The following is an 18,100-nucleotide window of genomic DNA, read 5'->3' as shown; positions in this document are numbered from 1 at the left end:
ACTTTATACGGCTGCACCAATGCTTCAGTGCCTTTTTTTGTATTTTCGACAGAAGGAAGGAGTGGTATGAAGTGACAACTGAAAAGCATATTATAACACATGAAAATTTATATCAAAAATATGGTATGTATTCGATGCCAGATGGTGGTAAAGAGTGAACTGGATAAGCTCGAATTGGAATATACAGATGTAAAAATCGGGGAGGCCAATATTATCGGTCCAGTACCTGACGAAACATTAAAAAAGCTGGATACGGCGTTAAGAAAAGCTGGGCTGCAGCTTATGAGCAATAAGAAAAGCATCCTCGTTGAAAAAATAACCAATGCGATTATTGAATTGGTGCATTATACCGAAGAACAAATAAAAGTGAACCTATCGGATTACCTGAGTGAAAAACTTTGCTACGACTACACCTATCTGGCCAATCTGTTTTCGGAAGTAAAAGGCACCACCATCGAAAAATTTTACCTGAAGCATAAAATCGAAAAAGTTAAAGAACTCATTGTCTATGATGAACTAAACCTTTCAGAGATAGCTTACAAGATGCATTACAGCAGTGTTGCACACCTATCCAACCAGTTTAAAAAGATGACAGGTCTAACACCTTCTCATTTTAAAAAACTTAAAGACAAGAGACGTGACACACTCGAAAATGTGTGAATCTTGTAACATTAAACAGGAAAAATGTAATGCCTTTTTTGACTGACTCTACGAAATTTGCACCAATACAATTCTTGCAGATGGAATGGTCGCCATGGTTGTGATATCAAATCATTTGCAAGCAGTAAAGCTGTCAGGATAAATACACATCGGTGGGGAATGGGATTAGCTATGAGCAGGCTAAACTATAATGATTAAAGGTGATAATGAACATTTTACTCGTATATCCGCTATATCCCGACTCCTTCTGGAGTTTTAAACATGCGCTTAAGTTTATATCCAAAAAAGCGGCGGTACCGCCACTTGGCCTCATAACTGTATCGGCCATGCTGCCCAGCGCATGGAACAAAAAACTGGTTGATTTAAATATTAGTGAACTGGAAGCTAAGGACATTCTTTGGGCGGATTATGTATTTATTAGTGCCATGCATATTCAAAAGCAATCCGTCAGTCATATCATTTTGGAGTGCGTGAAACTGGGAACAAAAATAGTGGCAGGTGGTCCGCTTTTTACCCAGGAGCATCATAACTATCCACAGATTGACCATTTTGTCTTGAATGAAGCAGAAATCACCTTGCCCTTGTTTCTGGCTGATTTGGCAGATGGCCATCCCGCCAAAGTATACAAAACAGACCAATTTGCCGATCTATCACATACGCCAAGGCCTGATTATCACCTGTTGGAAATGAAAAAGTATTTCTTCATGAATATTCAGGTTTCCCGCGGATGCCCTTTCTCATGCGACTTTTGTGAAATCACCTCCCTTTTAGGGCATAAGGTGAGAATGAAAAAGCCGCACCAGATTATTCATGATTTGGAGGAATTATACCGCTTAGGCTGGCGTGGACCTGTTTCAATTGTGGATGATAATTTTATTGGCAACAAAAAAGAAATTAAATACCAATTACTTCCTCAAATGAGACAATGGATGCAACAGCACAATTATCCTTTTGTGTTTAATATACAGAGTTCTATTAATGTTGCCGATGATCACGAGCTCATGTCATTGATGGTTGAAACTGGCATAACGTCAACGTTTATCGGCATAGAAACACCCGATGAAACATCGCTTCATACCTGTAATAAATTACAAAACAAGGGTAGAAATTTGTTGCAATCCATTACAACCATTCAAAAGACAGGATTGACCGTTTCGGGCGGCTTTATAGTGGGATTTGACAGCGATACGCCCAGTGTCTTTCAACGGCAAATTGACTTTATCCAAAAAAGTGGTATTGTTTCGGCCATGGTGGGCTTGTTAAATGCTCCCAGGCATACACAACTATATAAGCGCTTAGAGGCAGAGAAACGTTTAACCAAGGAAACCTCAGGGAACAATACCGATTTATCAATGAACTTTATCCCTAAAATGGATTACCATCAATTGTTGGATGGATATAAAAAGATCATCGCAGCCATATATGCCACCAAGCCATACTATAGAAGAGTTCGCCAGTTATTTCTAAATTATAATCACACCTACAAACAACACCAGCGAATCAACTTGTCACTGATTGTTGCCTTTCTTAAGTCCATGTATATCATTGGCATTATTGATAAGGGACGTATCGAATTCTGGAAATTATTAGCCTGGACCTTATTTAACAAGCCTGCCTTGTTGACCGAAGCCATCACTTTTGCTGTTTATGGCTATCATTTTAGAACGGTATATGGCCTTAACCCGGGTTAGTATAATGTGTGAATAATGTAAATGAAACTAACTAAAGTGTAACGAATTATGCTGTTTGTAGAACTACCTTTGTTTTATAAGAAAAGCAGAATATATGCCAAGCACTGAATTAGAAAAATCAAAGACTCATATTTTAATTGAGATTATTGAGTATGTTCCCAACTCGGTGGTAAGTAAAACCATTATAAGAAAAACCACAGGTAATGTGAGTGTAGTAGCTATAGACACTGGCGAAGCACTTGCTGAAAAGATCTCTCCCTTTGATACCTTTGTGCAGGTGATTGAGGGGCGGGCAGAGGTGGTGATTGATAATCATTCCAATAACCTTATAGCCGGTGAAGGCATAATTATTCCGGCCCACACGTCCCATAATGTAAAAGCCAACGAACGATTTAAAATGATTTCAACCGTCATTAAGAGTGGCTATGAGGATGTAGCAATCTGAAAATTATTAAATAGCAATTGTCAGAAATTTAGGAGAGAAGTTCGCTAGTTAATCAATCCTATTTTAATTTGTAGGAATCACAAATACTGGAATACTTGAGCCAAGTAACACCTTTTGAGTAACACTGCCAATAGTAGTGTTTTCAAACCATTTGCGACTATGCGAACCCATAACTATCATATATGCGTTTAATTGTTTGGCAACATCAATCAATGAATCGGCACATGAGCCATTGGCTACCATAACTTCGATGTTCTTATCTGCAAGATGTAACATCGCCTTTTTAAGAAATTCCTGCGAAATAACATCAGGGTCAATTTTTTCAGGTGCAATAGGTGTGTCATCTTTTAAATGACCTGAAAAACCAATAACGACCACTTGCCCCAACGAACTGTAATAATCTGCTGTAGCTTTTACATGCACTAGCGTAACCTTCGCTTTTAAAGCCTTAGCTAGGGCATAACCTTCCTCAGCCACCTTTTGGGCGCTGGGATCAAAGTCAAGTGCAATAATAACTCGTTTCATCAGATGATAGTTTAATTGTTAATTAACCCATGGCAATAATCATAATTCGTATAGGCTTCGAAAACAAGCTGGCCTAATAAAAGGTTCCTTTTAAGAAACCCCTCATTACTAACTTTATTATTTATCACTAGGCTTTGCTAATTAACTAGTTTGTTACTCGCCAATTAAAAATAAGCCTCATAAATATCACTAGTGCAGCAAATGCCAACAACCAATGTACGGTTCCTGAAGAATGAAATCCAAAAAAGATAATTCCCCATATGACTATCAATAGTCCTGCTATAACATACAATAAATTTTTCATGGTATTTTGTTTTAATAAGTATGTAAATAAACCAAATCTGATTAATTCAACACATGGTTCATTCGAAAGGCGATGTAGTATAATTGACTGGTTAACCGACTAATACTTCCACACTAAAATCAAGGTTATTTCCTTATACGTGACTTAATGGTTCATTAAAAACATCTTTATTGAAGCAATCATCTTAGCCTGATCCTTATCAGATTGTAACTTAGCCAATTTATGCGTGTGGGTATTTTCTTATATGAACAAGTAGCGAAGCAATTATTCTATAACGCCTTATCATTACCTAATTTCTATAGAAATACCTACTGGCATATACAAAATTACGATCCAATTAATGGGGAGTCCTTACACAAATCCATAAATATGTTACATAATTCACACATTGGGCACTTTTAAATTAACAGGGGAATATTGTGATGAAGCCTATTCAACAGCAGCATGCGTTATTAAAAACACAATTATCATTGCACCGATTTGCGAAAAAGAATAGATACAGTGGTCAATTATGAACTGAACCTCTGAATTTTAGTTTTGCATAAAATACACACTAACAGAGTCTTATTAATTACTTCATCAGATAATATTACTAGTAATTTGATCGTGGATTTTGGAAATGTATTGTTGAGTCATTGCATCAATTGGCTCTTTAGCATTGTATAAACTCTACTGCCGCAATAGATTGGTTTTTAAATTAGCTACCCTGCTGCTTTCTACTTTTACTTGTTTCATATGGCCTAAATTCATCGAAAGGTAAACAAATGGTTTGTACCAATTGCCCAGTAATCGCTTCAATACAGACGTTTTACTATAAAACTTCTTCCTGGCGTTTATTTTCCCCATCTGCAACTCAAGGGGTGTCATGTTTTTGGGCTTAAACACAACTGTATTGTGGTCATAATACTTCCAATCTGTTGTTATTAAGCGATCCTCATTTTTTAGTTTTTCATACACTTTGGTTCCGGGGTAGGGTGTTAACACATTGAATGAAACTGTGCTTACTTTGTTTCGCACCAGGAATTGAACTGTTTCATCAAATATTTCCTTCGTGTCATCATCAAAGCCAAAAACAATTGACGCATGGATAAGAATTCCCATCTTTTTTACTTTTTTAAAAGCGCGTTCTAGATGTTGAATTTCCTTTATCGATTTGCGCATGGATAGCAGCTGTTTTACCGATACACTTTCAATACCTAGAAAGAGTGATTGACAGCCACTTTCAGCAGCCAACCGTATGAGCTCATCATCACCTACTAATAATGATATAGAAGCTTGTCCAACCCACTTAATTTTTAAAGGTTTAATAGCTCTAAAGAGCGCTTTGGCATATGCAGGATTGCCAATGATATTATCATCCAGAAAAATAAAAACCTTGGCCTTCGATTCCTTGATATCACGTACCACATTCTCAACTGAAATATGTCGTATTTTTTGTCCGAATAAGTTAGTGACGCAACAGAAATCACAATTATATGGGCAGCCACGGGTTGTTAATATTGGAATGATGTTGAATAGTCTTTTCGATGCTATTTTTCTAAAATCTTTACGAACATATTTCTCTAAATCTGGATTAGGGTTGTGATATTTTTGCTTCAAGGTATTGTTTTCAAAATCACATAGTAGAGTCTCCCAAACACCTTCTGCTTCACCAATAACCACCGCATTGGCATGCAATAAAGCTTCGTCAGGAAGTATGGTAGGGTGCACACCACCCAGTACAACAGTTTTCCCTCTTTTCTGAAAATCATCGCAAAGCTGATAGGCCCTGGGGGCATTGGCCGTCATGCAGCTTATGGCAACCAAATCACATTTATGTTCCAGGTTAACCTCCTGTGTTTCTTCCTCTATCACCTCTACATCAAATCGTTCAGGAGTTAATCCTTCAAGTATATAAAGGGCCAGCTGAGGTATCATCAGGCCTTTGTTAGTTCTTTTTTCGGCATCTACTGTTGGAGAAATCAAGAGGATAGTCATGATAAATAGTATTAATCCTTATTGTTGGCTGAAGCTCGTTTTAAGTTACGAATAATTTAGAGTACAGTCATATTATTGATTAACTTCACACTCAATTAAATAGTTAACGGCCAGTCTTTATTGGCTAAGCAAAATCAGGACCTGATGAATATTAATCTGGCAGTACTAATTGATGGTGATAACATTCCATCGGCCAACGTGAAAGAAATGATGGAGGAAATTGCTAAATACGGCAATCCTACTATTAAAAGAATATATGGAGACTGGACAAAACCAGATTTGAGTAAATGGAAAAAGGTATTGTTAGAGAATGCCATCACACCCATACAGCAGTATGCCTATACCGCTGGTAAGAATGCCACCGATTCGGCCATGATTATTGATGCTATGGATATCCTTTATTCGGAGAAAGTCAACGGGTTTTGTCTGGTATCCAGTGATAGTGATTTCACCAAATTGGCTACGCGCTTAAGAGAAGCCGGATTGCTAGTTATAGGTATTGGTGAGAAAAAGACGCCAACACCCTTTATTGTAGCATGCGATAAGTTTATATACATCGAAATCTTAAAAACCAGGGCTAAGGAGAAAGTGGATGAAGATGACAAGGAAGCTGAAAAAGAAGCATTTGATAAGATTACCCCAAAGGAAATAAAACTGATAGCAGCCACCATCACCGACCTGTCTGATGATGACGGATGGGCATTTTTAGGTGATGTCGGCAGCTTGTTGCAAAAGAAACGCCCCAACTTTGACCCGCGTAACTATGGATTTCAGAAATTGACTCCACTGATTGATTCTATCAATCGATTTGAGATAGAGCAAAGGGATAGCCCCAATAGCCGACACAAACTGATTTATGTGAAGAATAAAGTGAAATTCGCATCAAAGAAGTAAACCATCTGACATTGATACCCGCTAAAGACAAGTATATTATGTGTATTCTCGGAAGAACCAATTGTGGATAATTTTTTAGGCTATTCCCCATTTTGATGACCTGCCAAGAAATCACCTTTGTCGGGACTTTTTACCATAGTAAGAAAATCCCAAACTTCATTTAAAATTTGACGCTCTTCCGACTTTGGCGGCTTAATGCCATCGAGGTATTGCACTTCAGCAACACTTTTAAAAAACTTATCAAAATCAGTATAATAGCCTTCAGTACGTTTAAAGCGGATAAAGACACTGGGGAAGCTTAGTTTAATAACAAACTCATATTCAGGAAAGAATAGCTTGTTTGTTCCCAGATAATAGTTTTTAAACTTTTCAGGAATCATAATTTTTTATTTTTTTTGAATAAGGTCAGTTACTGATTGGTAATTGTATTAGGTGCCCATAGTATAATTACCTGTTACCATTACTTATGGCAAGGTAAAGTAAATTTAAATTCGCTGCCTTGTCCCAAATTACTTTCTACCCAAATTTTACCTCCTTCAATTTCAATAAATTCTTTACAGAGTAACAAGCCTAAACCAGTTCCTGGCTCTTGTGCGGTACCATAGGTTGAGTGAATGGCTTCCTGCTTAAAAATCTTTCGCAAAGCATCTTCATGCAGACCAATTCCATTATCCTTTACTACAATTTCAATAAAATCATTCTTTGCAAGGGCAGTAACTTCAATAGTACCATTGTTATCTGAGAACTTTATTGCATTATTAATCAAGTTTCTGAAAACTGTAGCAATCATATGCCTATCTATGTAGGCAACAATATCTTTGTCGATAAAGTTATGAATGGTTATGTTTTTTTTATGAGCATTTAATTGCGCTGAATTGATGGCTTCGGCTAGAATGGGTGATATGTTGATGCGTGACGGTTTAAATGGCATCTTATCGTTTTGAACATTTAACCATTCTGATAAGCTAATAAGTAATTCGTATGTTATTTTAGACGACCGGTATAACATTTTCAGGAAGCTTTCTATTTCCTCCAATGTATAACTCCGAAAATCATTAATTAGTAATTCTACCAAGCCCAAAATTCCATTAAAAGGGTTTCTTAACTCATGTGCGATTATCCGATAGAATTTATCACGGGCTTTTATGACCTCCTCAAGATCATATATTCGGCCGTTGACAATCTTTTCAATTTCACGCTGTTGATCATCGACAATTAATTTTAGTTCGGCATTTTGCTGTTCTAGTTTTTGAATATAATCATTGGTGGAAAGACTTTTCATCGAATTTAGTTTAACCTCTGTCTCGATATACTTAATAAATAATACCTTACTAAAAACCGAGAGCTTGAATGTAGTGCTACAAAAACATTTAAAAACTTGCTGACTTTACAGCAAGTTAGTGAAAATATGATGGAATACTCACAAAATAAAACATTGTACAGGCTACTTATCTTTGAAAACTGGTGTATTTCCAAATATTGAAGAATCAACAAGAAAGTTAAGTGAATAAAAAGAAATCTTTTGCTCTCATTATGAATTAATTTCAATATTATTGCAACAAAGGTCAATAAGCCAATAAAAAGTCACCCACTTTTTATTACATGCTTCATCAAATTTATTATCGGCCATGATTTGATACAAAAGAGTTAGGCATAAACGCGCCAAAATCAATCAAAGACATTTTCTTTTCCACTGCACAGGCCCAATGGCAAAAAGCTTTTGATTATAATGATTACCTTAAAATTAAAGCCCTTTCTCTGTCCGCTCAAAATCTCTTTAATTGATTTTTCTTTCCATCGCACAAGGCTATTTATTCCGCTTCCTTTTGCCAAACCATAACCTCTAAAATAGGGTGGCTTACGCATGTAAAAAAAGCTCCAAAGTATGTATTCAAAAGAGAAGAAGACTGAAAATTAGTAAAAGGAAATCTCAAAATAGATATTAATATCTGTTTCTTTAGCGAAGCTATTAGCAAGTTTATGTTTTGGTGCGACCAAAACGCTAAAATGCATCCCGTTGGTCTGGTAATTTTAAGAGGCAAGATGTGTTTTTTGGTACCTAAAACAAAACACTTGCTCTCCGAGAGATACTAAAAAAACACGCCATTTGTTATCTAAAGGACGAGGTACAAATCCAAACTAATTTTACAGAAGTGTTTTCAGCTTTTTCATATCCTTAGTGATTTTCGAATCGATAATTTTCCCATATATCTGAGTTGTCTTTAGTGAATTATGTCCAAGCATTTTAGAAACGGTTTCGATGGGAACTCCATTCGCTAAAGTAATAGAAGTTGCGAATGTATGTCGGGCCACATGCATTGAGAGTTTCTTGTCGATTTGACAGATATCTGCAATCTCTTTTAAATAGGCATTCATCTTTTGATTGGAGTTAATGGGTAATAACCTACCTTTTTCAACATTAATTGGGTAATCTTTATACTTCTCAATGATACTTTTAGCTTTAGATAGCAATGGAATACGACATCGAGTATTGGTTTTTAAACGGTCAGTAACAATCCACTCTTCACCATCATCACCTTTGCTAAGGCTATTTGGTTTAAGGTTCGCTATTTCAGAATAAGATAGTCCTGTATAACAGGCAAATACAAACACATCTCTTACAATGTTTATTCTCGTAAATGCAAACTTTTTACGTTCAATCCTGGTGACCTCTTCCAGAGTCAGGTAATCCCGTTTTCCTTGAAATCCTTTGATTTTAAAATTGATATAAGGGTTTTTATCCAATAAATTCATGGCTATGGCATCATTCAGCACCTTTTTCAACTGTTTATGGTATTTACCAGCTGTATGCCCGGACACCTTATGTTTGACTTTCAGCCAGGTATCAAATGAATTAATAAAGTTGTAATCAATCTTATTAAGGGCAATATCTTGCCTGATATTAACTTCATTCAAATAGAGTTTAAGGCGTTTGAGTGTGGTTTTGTAATGTTTGTAAGTACCATATGAGTAACCATAACCGATTTTCTTTTCTATGGAATCAATAACAAGCTGAAAGACTTTAACCAGATAATTCTTTGGTGTACCACATAAGCGCTCTTTAATGGAGCGAATATCAAACTCTTCACCTAGTGCATCCAATTGATAGTAGGTCTCGGTCAGCTTATTGAGAACTTTGGTAAGTCGGTTATTCAATAATTTGGAATTGGGATATCTGTTGCTGATTTTCTGTCCCGTTTTATCCCAACCGTCAAATGAAACAAATACTCCGGTCGACAACTCGATACGTTTGCCATCCAAAGTAGCTCTGATGTAAACAGGGTAGGTTCCATCACTTCTTTGTTTTGCCTTCTTTAAAAGGAAGTTTGTTGTAATTCTCATAACACACAGTTTTAAAAGTTATTATCCTGTGTTTTACCTGTCTCAAGGTATTAAAGAGAATTCCCAACACAAAACTCAAAACAGGTCAAAACACATTAATGTAAATCTCAAAACATCAGAGTGTTGACTTATTTTATCGAGACCATTAGGATAAGAGTGCAACTACTTGTTGGAAGGGTCTCGATTTAGTCTCGATAAACCTGCATTTTAATGGCTATACTTGACATTTTCATAAAACAAAAAAAGCACCTAAAGTGTTGACTTTAAGTGCTTTTGGTTGAAAATAATATTTCAACCAGTGATCCTGAAGGGACTCGAACCCCTAACCTCTGCGGCCGTAACGCAGTGCTCTATCCAATTAAGCTACAGAACCATTATTTTATTTGCTTTGATTGTGAACCATTGTTCTCAAATGCGATGCAAAGAAAGGGTATTTAGTTGAAATACGCAAACAGAAAAACCTTAAAAAATGTAATAAAACTCAATGTTGGCGCACCTTATAGAGCAAAGTGGGTGGTAGGCTGATGGTTATGGTTGAGTAAAAAAAATAAAAAAATCGCACCTGCTGGCAGATGCGATTTCTTATTCTATTGTTGCTTGTTGTTACCAAATTGTTGCTCTGTTTTCAGGTGCAATGTACAAGGCAGCAGTATTATCCAGGTTAAAGGCATCATAAAACTCCTGAATATTAGGCAGTGGGCCGTTTACACGGTTTTCACCCAATGAGTGTACATCTACTTTTGTCAGACGTGCTATTTCTTTATCGCGGATGTTTTGTGCCCACACACGCGAATAGCCCAGGAAGAAGCGTTGTACATCAGTGAAACCATCAATTTTGGCCACCTCACCTTTATCTTTACTGGCATTTTGGTAGGCCTGGTAGGCAATAGCCAAACCACCCAGGTCGGCAATGTTTTCGCCCAACGACAGCTCGCCATTGGCAAAAGTACCGGGTAACACCTCAATCTTGTTAAACTGGTCCACTAAAATTTGTGCACGCTTATTAAAACGTTCCGAGTCGTCCTCGGTCCACCAGGTTTGCAGGTTACCATCTTTACCATACAGGCGTCCTTTGTCGTCAAAACCGTGCGTCATTTCGTGGCCGATAACCACACCAATAGCACCATAGTTAACGGCATCGTCACCATCAAGGTAAAAGAAAGGTGGTTGCAAGATAGCTGCAGGGAACACAATTTCGTTACCCACCGGACTGTAGTAGGCGTTTACTGTTTGCGGGAACATGTGCCACTCTTCTTTGTCAACGGGCTGGCCAATCTTCGACATTTCAAAGTCAAAGTCAAAGCGGTTACTGGCTAAAATATTATTCAGGTATGAGTCACCGCCAATGGCAAGCGCTGAATAGTCGCGCCATTTGTTGGGGTAACCAATCTTAACGCGTATAGCTGCCAGCTTTTCATGAGCCGCCTGCTTTGTTTCGTCACTCATCCATTCCAGTTGATCGATACGCTGACCAAAGGCAATGCGCAGGTTCTCTACCAAATCATCCATACGCTGCTTGGCTGCAGGCGGGAAGTACTCAGCCACAAACAACTGACCTACTGCTTCGCCTAATGCTCCGCTGGTGCTGCCCAGTACTTTCTTCCAGCGGGGCTCCATGGCTTTTTGTCCCGACAAAGCTTCGCCGTAGAATGCAAAGTTGGCTTTCACAAAATCATCACTCAGGTAAGCTGCTGTGTTGCGTATCACTGTGGCTGATAAAAAGGCTTTCCAGGTAGCCAGGTCTTCTGTTTCATACATCTTGGCTATGGCCTTGATGAAAGCTGGCTGGTTCACATTGATATCGCCTGGCTCAGGCATGTTGATGCCGCTTAAAAACGCTGTCCATGGAAATTCAGGTGCCATCTCCTGTAATCCTTCAACGCTTACCTTATTATAGGTAGCATGCGGATCGCGGTTTTGCAGACGTGTGTTAGAAGCTGCTGCTAAAGCTGTTTCAAAGGCCAGTACTGTTTCAGCTTGCATTGCTGCTTCATCTTCGGCCTGGCCAGTTAAGGCAAATAGCTTGGTCAGGTACAAGGTATAAGCTTCACGCAGTTTAACCGATGTCTCGTCATCTTCCAGGTAATAGTCACGGTCGGGCATTCCCATGCCACCCTGGTAAATGCCGGCAATGGTCATCTCACTGTTTTTCTGATCGGCCGAGGCATAAAAATAGAAGAGCGGTGAAATCTGTTGTGCCTGAAGTTCACTAATCATATTGACCAGTGCTTCTTTAGAGTCAATGGCAGCAACTTTATCAAGCAAGGGCTTAATAGGCTGATAACCGGCCTTATTGATGGTAATGGTATCCATACCGGCATTGTAAAAATCACCAATCTTTTGTGCAAGACTACCATTTTCAGCTTTTTCAGCAGCGGCTTTCTCCACAATGGTTCTCACTTTTTCTTTGCTTTCCTCAGCCAGCTTATCAAAACTGCCAAAACGACTCTTATCATCGGGCAGCGGGTGTTGTTTCATCCAGCCACCGTTGGCATACTGGTAAAAATTTTCTCCCGGATTAACGCTCAGATCCATGTCTTCGGCCGAAAATACCGGCTTGACTGGTGCTTTAGTGCTTTGTTTTGTTTGGCAGGCACCCACGGTTAACCCCAGGGCACAGGCCAACATCACAGACATTTTTTGCATAGATGTTTCTTTAGTTGTTATTAGTATGATTTTGAATCTATCGTGCTTTTTTGAGCATGCCAAATTAAGTTAATAGCCACCAGACCACAAAAGAATTTGGTATGATTGATCACAGTAATTTTTGAAAGTGTGATGTGGTCATATCGTCTTAACTTAATGATTACCTGTAGGCTTATTAATCACTGAGACAGTTTTTAACACAATTTGAAGAAAAACGGATAAACAAATCTGAATTATCCTTGTTTAGCAAGGTGTATTTTGTAATGTAGAGATTGCAATTTGGCCAAAACAATTTGGTAAAAAAGTTTGTTTTAAATTCGATATTTAGATTTGATATAAATAAGAAATTTGAGTTAAAAGTAATACAAAGAATAAATAACGATAAGCATATGTCAACATTTGAAATTTTAATGCCGAAAATGGGCGAGAGTGTCGAAGAGGCAACCATTACCAAGTGGTTTGTTTCTGAAGGTGACACCATTCAGGAAGATGATGTGTTATTGGAGATTGCTACCGATAAGGTTGATTCTGAAATTCCGTCGCCTGTTGCCGGAACAGTCAAAGAGATTAAATACCAGGTGGATGATGTGGTGGCTGTTGGCCTGCCTGTAGCGGTTATCCTGTTGGAAGGTGCCGAAGATACGGAGGAGGCAGCTCCTGCTGCAAGTGCACAACCGGCCGCTCAGGCTAGTGAAACAACTCAGGTGGCAGCTCCGGTTGCTGAAACCGCAGATGTTAAATCCATTAATGCCGATTCTGATCGCTTCTATTCACCATTAGTGCGCAGCATGGCCAGTCAGGAGGGCATTGGTGCTGAAGAGTTAGAAAAGATTCCTGGTAGCGGTAAAGATGGTCGTGTCACAAAAGCTGATATGCAGAATTATATTGCCAGCCGCGGACAACAAGCGCCTCAACCTGTATCAGTAACGCCTGCACAGCCAGCTACTCAGGCTGCTGCTGCACCACAACCGGCACCAAAAGAGCATAAGGTGAACGTGTCTGTTTCGGCCAATGATGAAATTGTTGAGATGGGACGTATGCGCAAGCTGATTGCCGATCACATGGTGATGTCGAAGCAAGTATCACCGCACGTAACCAGCGTAGTGGAGGCTGATGTGACCAACATGGTACTTTGGCGCACAAAAATAAAAGATGCTTTCCAGAAGAAATATGGGGAGAAGATTACCTACATGCCAATTATTACTGAGGCTGTGGCTAAGGCATTACGCGATTTCCCGGGGGTGAATGCCTCTGTAGATGGCGATAAAATTATCCTGCGCAAGAATGTGAACGTGGGTATGGCCGTGTCATTGCCTTCGGGTGATTTGATTGTGCCGGTCATCAAAAATGCCGATCAGAAAAACCTGGTGGGGCTAACCGGTGATGTGAATCGCCTGGCTAATGATGCGCGCGCCAACAAGCTGTCTGCTGATGATATTCAGGGTGGTACATTTACCATCACTAACTTCGGCTCGTTTAAAAACATCATTGGTACACCTATTATCAATCAGCCACAGGTGGCTATTCTGGCTACGGGTTCAATCGAAAAGAAACCGGCTGTTATTGAAACACCAACGGGTGATGTGATTGGTATCCGCCACAAGATGTTCTTGTCGTTATCTTACGATCACCGGATTGTTGATGGCGCATTGGGAGGCGCCTTCCTGCGTCGCATTGGTGATTATCTGGAAGCCTTTGATATTAACACTGAGATTTAATTTATTGATACAATAGCAGTAATGAAGCTGCAACAGAAGTGGCTTCATTACTTTACTTCACACTTAAACTTTTTAATATGAGTGATATTCCTAAGATACATTCCATTAAAAAAACAGATAAGGAGACGTTGATGAAGTGGTACCGCCTGCTGTTTTTGGGCCGCACCCTCGACGAAAAGGCGCCTAACTATCTGAAGCAGGCCATTGGCTGGTCGTACCATGCACCGGCTGCCGGTCACGATGGTATTCAGCTGGCCATTGGCCAGGTGTTTGACCGTTCAAAAGATCACCTGTTTCCATACTACCGCGATTTGATTACCAACCTGTCGGCTGGTTTAACAGCAGAGGAAATCATCTACAACGGTATTTCCAAAGATACGGATGTAGCTGGTGGTGGGCGTCATATGTCCAACCACTTTGCCAAACCGGAATGGAACATTCATAATGTATCGTCATGTACTGGTAACCACACTTTGCATGCGGTTGGAGTGGCCCGTGCCATCAAGACCTACGAGGCCAAAGGGGTGGCTTTTAGCTCTCAGGGTGAGTCATCTGTGTCTGAAGGTTATGTATATGAGGCGATTAATGGAGCGTCTAAAGAGCAGCTACCAGTTGTATTCGTGTTTCAGGATAATGGATATGGTATCTCTGTACCTAAAAAGGACCAGACTGCTAACCGCAAAGTTGCCCGTAACTTCGAGAGTATGAAGCATCTGCGCGTTATGTACTGTAATGGTAAGGACGTGTTTGATTCGATGAATACCATGCTGGAGGCCACCAAGTGGGCCGAAGAAAACCAGAAACCGGTGATTGTACAAGCTAACTGTGTGCGTATTCACTCACATTCCAACTCTGATCGTCATGAGTTGTATCGTGATGATAATGAGTTGGGTTACGTGAAAGAATACGATCCACTGGCCAAGTATCGCCGTCTGCTGTTGCGCTACGAGCGGGCCACAGAGGAAGAGCTGAAGGCCATTGAGGAAGACGTAGCGGCTGAAGTGAAGGTGGCGCACCGTAAAGGAATGGCTGCACCACACCCAACACCGGAGTCGATTCACGACTTTGTGCTTCCAGAACCGTATGCTTCAAGCAAATATCCTGATGGCACACACACCTTTGATGGTGAGCCACAGAAGCTGATCCAGGGATTAAACGAAACGCTGAAAGCTGAATTCCGCCATAACCCGGATACTTACATCTGGGGACAGGATATCGCCAACAAGGATAAGGGGGGTATTTTCAACGTGTCGAAAGGCATGCAGCAGGAGTTTGGCAAGAAGCGCGTATTTAATGCGCCTATTGCCGAGGACTTTATCATGGGTACGGCCAATGGTATGGTGCGCTACAATAAGAATATTCGCGTAGTGGTTGAAGGCGCTGAGTTTGCCGACTACTTCTGGCCGGCCATGGAGCAGTTTGTTGAAACGACCCATGAATACTGGCGTACGAAAGGACAGTTCTCACCAAATATTACAGTGCGCCTGGCTTCGGGTGGATACATTGGCGGTGGACTGTATCACTCGCAAACCATTGAAGGGGCACTGGCTACATTCCCGGGTGTGCGTATCGTGTATCCGTCATATGCCGATGATGCAGCCGGACTGTTGCGTACCAGTATGCGTTCCGAAGGGATGACGGTGTTCCTGGAGCCCAAAGCACTCTATAATGCTCCGAAGGCAGCAACACCAATTCCTGATGATTTTGAGGTACCGTTTGGTAAAGCACGCACTCGCCGCAAGGGTAAAGACATGACCATCTTTACCTATGGTAACACTACGCACATGTGCGTAGAGGTGGCTGAACAACTTGCCAAAGAGGGACTTGGAGAGGTGGAAGTGATCGATTTACGTTCAATTATTCCATTGGATACAGAAGCGATTTTGGCATCTGTTAAAAAGACCTCTAAAGCCTTGGTGGTACACGAGGATAAGGTATTTGGCGGTTTTGGTGGCGAAATTGCGGCTCAAATCACGACGGATGCTTTTGAATACCTTGATGCACCCGTTAAGCGTGTAGGATCAACATTTACCCCGGTTGGCTTTAACCGGACCTTAGAAGCTGCCGTTCTGCCAAATAATGAGCGTATTATGGAGGCAGCCAAAGAACTATTAGCGTACTAATTTTAGAGTTTATTCAAATGGAGAAAACAGGTATATTCTATAGTTTCAGATCAGTTAAAACGGCTCAGCAGGTGAAAAAGATTATGAAACTGCTCGGGGGTGATGTTGATACGGTTGACGTGGATATTGCAACCACCGATGATTTCATGAAGTTTACTAATTACATTTTGGCGGTGCCAACCTGGTTTGATGGTGAACTTCCCAGCTATTGGGACGAATTCCTACCATCTGTCGAGGATGAAGATCTGAAAGGTAAAAACTTTGCCTTATTTGGCGGCGGTGATCAGAAAGGTTATCCCGAGAACTTTGTAGATGGCATAGGCCTAATGGCTGAATTTCTGGAAGAAAGAGGTGGTCAGCTTGTTGGTTTTACATCAACTGAGGGCTATAATTTCGAAGAAAGTCGTGCACAGCGAGGTGAGCAGTTTGTTGGTTTGGCCCTGGATATTGAAAATCAGGCAGCTCTTAGCAACGAACGTATTGAAAAATGGGTAGAGTCCCTGAAGAAAGAATTTAAGTAGTAGTAATCATCACTTAGATATCAAGGATGGCTTGTATAAGTCATCCTTTTTTTATGCAAAAATATGCTCAATGAGCACTTTAAAACCAATACCCACCAATATAATGCCACCAATCAGCTCAATTTTACTACGAAATATGCTGCCCAATTTCAAACCGATGGTCAGTCCGCCAAAGGAGAAAAGAAAAGTAGTACAACCAATAATAATGGCCGGCAGAATAATCTCAACATCCAACAAGGAAAAACTGAAACCAACAGCCAGGGCATCAATGCTGGTAGCAATACCAAGCAGGCAAATGGTGCGGTTGCTGTATATATTAATGCAATGAGCCTCTTCATGATGCTGCAGAGCTTCATAGATCATCTTTCCTCCAATAAAGCCCAGCAGAATAAACACTACCCAGTGATCATAGTTGCTGATGACTTCCACAAAATTTAAACCTAGGCTCCAGCCGATCACCGGCATGATACCCTGAAAGAAGGCAAATATCAGACTGATGCGCAACATGGTGGATGCCTTAAAACGTTTCAGAGAAATACCTGCAGTAATTGAAACAGCAAAAGAGTCCATAGCCAATGCCGAGGCAAGAAGGATGAGCGTTAAAATTTCCATTGTTCATGTTTGTCCTGCGAAAATAATTTTTTCAGTCGACATATGAAATTGAAAAAGAAACAGGTTTAGTATTAAACAATAATTAACCGCAGGAGAATGGCATTTTTTCATTGCTACTCATAATAATTCAGGAATATTAAAAACGACTTTTCGGATACCGCTAGTTTATATTATGACAATTCGCGTTATAATGGGGGGTATTATTTTTACACGTTTAAATGAGTAACATTAAACTGATGCATCAAAACTAAAGTAAGATAAATGGTGTGTTTACATATGTACATAGAAGTGGAGTGGGATATGAGTTACATAAGTAATCAAACTCGCTAATTAGGATATATACATATGTAATCGCACAGCAATATTTCACGCATAAGATTGTTGACATTATGCACCGGATTAGTTTAGAGTTGTATTGCAATACCTATCTATTAATACAGCTACTTAATAACTCATATAGCACTATAGTCCAACGAATTAAAACGTTCAAATAAAGTAAGATGTTAATGCTTCAGGAGAAAATTATGCATATTTATACATAAACCACCTGTGATCATTATTTATAAGGACCCATATGGCTTAATACCAGTAATTTATAACACTTACTTGATGCAAAGGTTTGCTTAATGCCTAAGTGCTTAT

14 protein-coding genes and 1 tRNA gene are annotated in these 18,100 nt (G+C 39.7%); 7 read left to right on the top strand and 8 right to left on the bottom strand.

Features of this window, described 5'->3' with window-relative positions; all coding sequences use genetic code 11:
- The first annotated feature begins 99 nt into the window (after positions 1–99).
- The 3 genes from KDU71_RS09475 to KDU71_RS09465 all read left to right on the top strand — a co-directional run bounded on the left by KDU71_RS09475 (position 100) and on the right by KDU71_RS09465 (position 2,796).
- Positions 100–660: a helix-turn-helix domain-containing protein gene (locus KDU71_RS09475; protein WP_244828332.1), complete on the top strand. Its 561-nt coding sequence runs from the start codon at positions 100–102 to the stop codon at positions 658–660.
- Between the two features lie 206 nt (positions 661–866).
- The gene (locus KDU71_RS09470) at positions 867–2,351 is read left to right on the top strand and encodes a B12-binding domain-containing radical SAM protein (protein ID WP_212190081.1); all 1,485 of its coding nucleotides are present in this window, start codon (positions 867–869) and stop codon (positions 2,349–2,351) included.
- A gap of 94 nt (positions 2,352–2,445) precedes the next feature.
- On the top strand, positions 2,446–2,796 hold the full coding sequence (locus KDU71_RS09465; RefSeq protein ID WP_212190079.1) for a cupin domain-containing protein: 351 nt from the start codon (positions 2,446–2,448) through the stop codon (positions 2,794–2,796).
- 63 nt (positions 2,797–2,859) lie between these two features.
- Here the strand turns inward: KDU71_RS09465 and KDU71_RS09460 are convergent, their stop codons facing one another.
- The gene (locus KDU71_RS09460) at positions 2,860–3,321 is read right to left on the bottom strand and encodes a universal stress protein (RefSeq protein ID WP_212190077.1); all 462 of its coding nucleotides are present in this window, start codon (positions 3,319–3,321) and stop codon (positions 2,860–2,862) included.
- A 973-nt stretch (positions 3,322–4,294) separates the two neighbouring features.
- Positions 4,295–5,602, bottom strand: a complete 1,308-nt coding sequence (locus KDU71_RS09455) for a B12-binding domain-containing radical SAM protein (protein ID WP_212190075.1) — start codon at positions 5,600–5,602, stop codon at positions 4,295–4,297.
- 144 nt (positions 5,603–5,746) lie between these two features.
- On the opposite strand from KDU71_RS09455, the gene KDU71_RS09450 reads away from it, so the two are divergent.
- Complete coding sequence (locus KDU71_RS09450; protein WP_212190073.1) at positions 5,747–6,496, top strand: NYN domain-containing protein; 750 nt, start codon at positions 5,747–5,749, stop codon at positions 6,494–6,496.
- An 80-nt stretch (positions 6,497–6,576) separates the two neighbouring features.
- Here KDU71_RS09450 and KDU71_RS09445 read toward each other — a convergent pair whose 3' ends face one another.
- The 5 genes from KDU71_RS09445 to KDU71_RS09425 form a co-directional block, all read right to left on the bottom strand.
- On the bottom strand, positions 6,577–6,876 hold the full coding sequence (locus tag KDU71_RS09445) for a hypothetical protein (RefSeq protein WP_212190065.1): 300 nt from the start codon (positions 6,874–6,876) through the stop codon (positions 6,577–6,579).
- Positions 6,877–6,956: 80 nt separating this feature from the next.
- Complete coding sequence (locus tag KDU71_RS09440; protein ID WP_212190064.1) at positions 6,957–7,778, bottom strand: sensor histidine kinase; 822 nt, start codon at positions 7,776–7,778, stop codon at positions 6,957–6,959.
- A gap of 863 nt (positions 7,779–8,641) precedes the next feature.
- Complete coding sequence (locus KDU71_RS09435; RefSeq protein WP_212190061.1) at positions 8,642–9,838, bottom strand: site-specific integrase; 1,197 nt, start codon at positions 9,836–9,838, stop codon at positions 8,642–8,644.
- Positions 9,839–10,137: 299 nt separating this feature from the next.
- A tRNA-Arg gene (locus tag KDU71_RS09430) sits at positions 10,138–10,211 on the bottom strand.
- 230 nt (positions 10,212–10,441) lie between these two features.
- Positions 10,442–12,484, bottom strand: coding sequence for a M13 family metallopeptidase (locus tag KDU71_RS09425; protein ID WP_244828330.1), 2,043 nt, complete (start codon positions 12,482–12,484; stop codon positions 10,442–10,444).
- A gap of 389 nt (positions 12,485–12,873) precedes the next feature.
- On the opposite strand from KDU71_RS09425, the gene KDU71_RS09420 reads away from it, so the two are divergent.
- The 3 genes from KDU71_RS09420 to KDU71_RS09410 all read left to right on the top strand — a co-directional run bounded on the left by KDU71_RS09420 (position 12,874) and on the right by KDU71_RS09410 (position 16,846).
- Entirely contained in the window at positions 12,874–14,202 is a 1,329-nt protein-coding gene (locus tag KDU71_RS09420) for a dihydrolipoamide acetyltransferase family protein (protein ID WP_212190060.1), read from the top strand.
- A gap of 77 nt (positions 14,203–14,279) precedes the next feature.
- Complete coding sequence (locus tag KDU71_RS09415) at positions 14,280–16,325, top strand: alpha-ketoacid dehydrogenase subunit alpha/beta (protein WP_212190058.1); 2,046 nt, start codon at positions 14,280–14,282, stop codon at positions 16,323–16,325.
- 17 nt (positions 16,326–16,342) lie between these two features.
- A complete protein-coding gene (locus KDU71_RS09410) occupies positions 16,343–16,846 on the top strand; it encodes a flavodoxin (RefSeq protein WP_212190051.1) in 504 nt (167 codons plus the stop codon).
- A 51-nt stretch (positions 16,847–16,897) separates the two neighbouring features.
- Here KDU71_RS09410 and KDU71_RS09405 read toward each other — a convergent pair whose 3' ends face one another.
- A complete protein-coding gene (locus KDU71_RS09405) occupies positions 16,898–17,458 on the bottom strand; it encodes a manganese efflux pump MntP (protein WP_212190049.1) in 561 nt (186 codons plus the stop codon).
- Positions 17,459–18,100: the final 642 nt, after the last annotated feature.

Source organism: Carboxylicivirga sediminis, assembly GCF_018156225.1.
Classification (GTDB): domain Bacteria; phylum Bacteroidota; class Bacteroidia; order Bacteroidales; family Marinilabiliaceae; genus Carboxylicivirga; species Carboxylicivirga sediminis.
This window is presented reverse-complemented; position numbering and strand designations above follow the sequence as displayed.

Excerpts from the sequence above, each read along its gene's own strand:
- KDU71_RS09475 (WP_244828332.1), top strand. The coding sequence starts at position 100 with ATGAAAATTTATATCAAAAATATGGTATGTATTCGATGCCAGATGGTG.
- KDU71_RS09470 (WP_212190081.1), top strand. The coding sequence starts at position 867 with ATGAACATTTTACTCGTATATCCGCTATATCCCGACTCCTTCTGGAGT.
- KDU71_RS09465 (WP_212190079.1), top strand. The coding sequence starts at position 2,446 with ATGCCAAGCACTGAATTAGAAAAATCAAAGACTCATATTTTAATTGAG.
- KDU71_RS09460 (WP_212190077.1), bottom strand. The coding sequence starts at position 3,321 with ATGAAACGAGTTATTATTGCACTTGACTTTGATCCCAGCGCCCAAAAG.
- KDU71_RS09455 (WP_212190075.1), bottom strand. The coding sequence starts at position 5,602 with ATGACTATCCTCTTGATTTCTCCAACAGTAGATGCCGAAAAAAGAACT.
- KDU71_RS09450 (WP_212190073.1), top strand. The coding sequence starts at position 5,747 with ATGAATATTAATCTGGCAGTACTAATTGATGGTGATAACATTCCATCG.
- KDU71_RS09445 (WP_212190065.1), bottom strand. The coding sequence starts at position 6,876 with ATGATTCCTGAAAAGTTTAAAAACTATTATCTGGGAACAAACAAGCTA.
- KDU71_RS09440 (WP_212190064.1), bottom strand. The coding sequence starts at position 7,778 with ATGAAAAGTCTTTCCACCAATGATTATATTCAAAAACTAGAACAGCAA.
- KDU71_RS09435 (WP_212190061.1), bottom strand. The coding sequence starts at position 9,838 with ATGAGAATTACAACAAACTTCCTTTTAAAGAAGGCAAAACAAAGAAGT.
- KDU71_RS09425 (WP_244828330.1), bottom strand. The coding sequence starts at position 12,484 with ATGCAAAAAATGTCTGTGATGTTGGCCTGTGCCCTGGGGTTAACCGTG.
- KDU71_RS09420 (WP_212190060.1), top strand. The coding sequence starts at position 12,874 with ATGTCAACATTTGAAATTTTAATGCCGAAAATGGGCGAGAGTGTCGAA.
- KDU71_RS09415 (WP_212190058.1), top strand. The coding sequence starts at position 14,280 with ATGAGTGATATTCCTAAGATACATTCCATTAAAAAAACAGATAAGGAG.
- KDU71_RS09410 (WP_212190051.1), top strand. The coding sequence starts at position 16,343 with ATGGAGAAAACAGGTATATTCTATAGTTTCAGATCAGTTAAAACGGCT.
- KDU71_RS09405 (WP_212190049.1), bottom strand. The coding sequence starts at position 17,458 with ATGGAAATTTTAACGCTCATCCTTCTTGCCTCGGCATTGGCTATGGAC.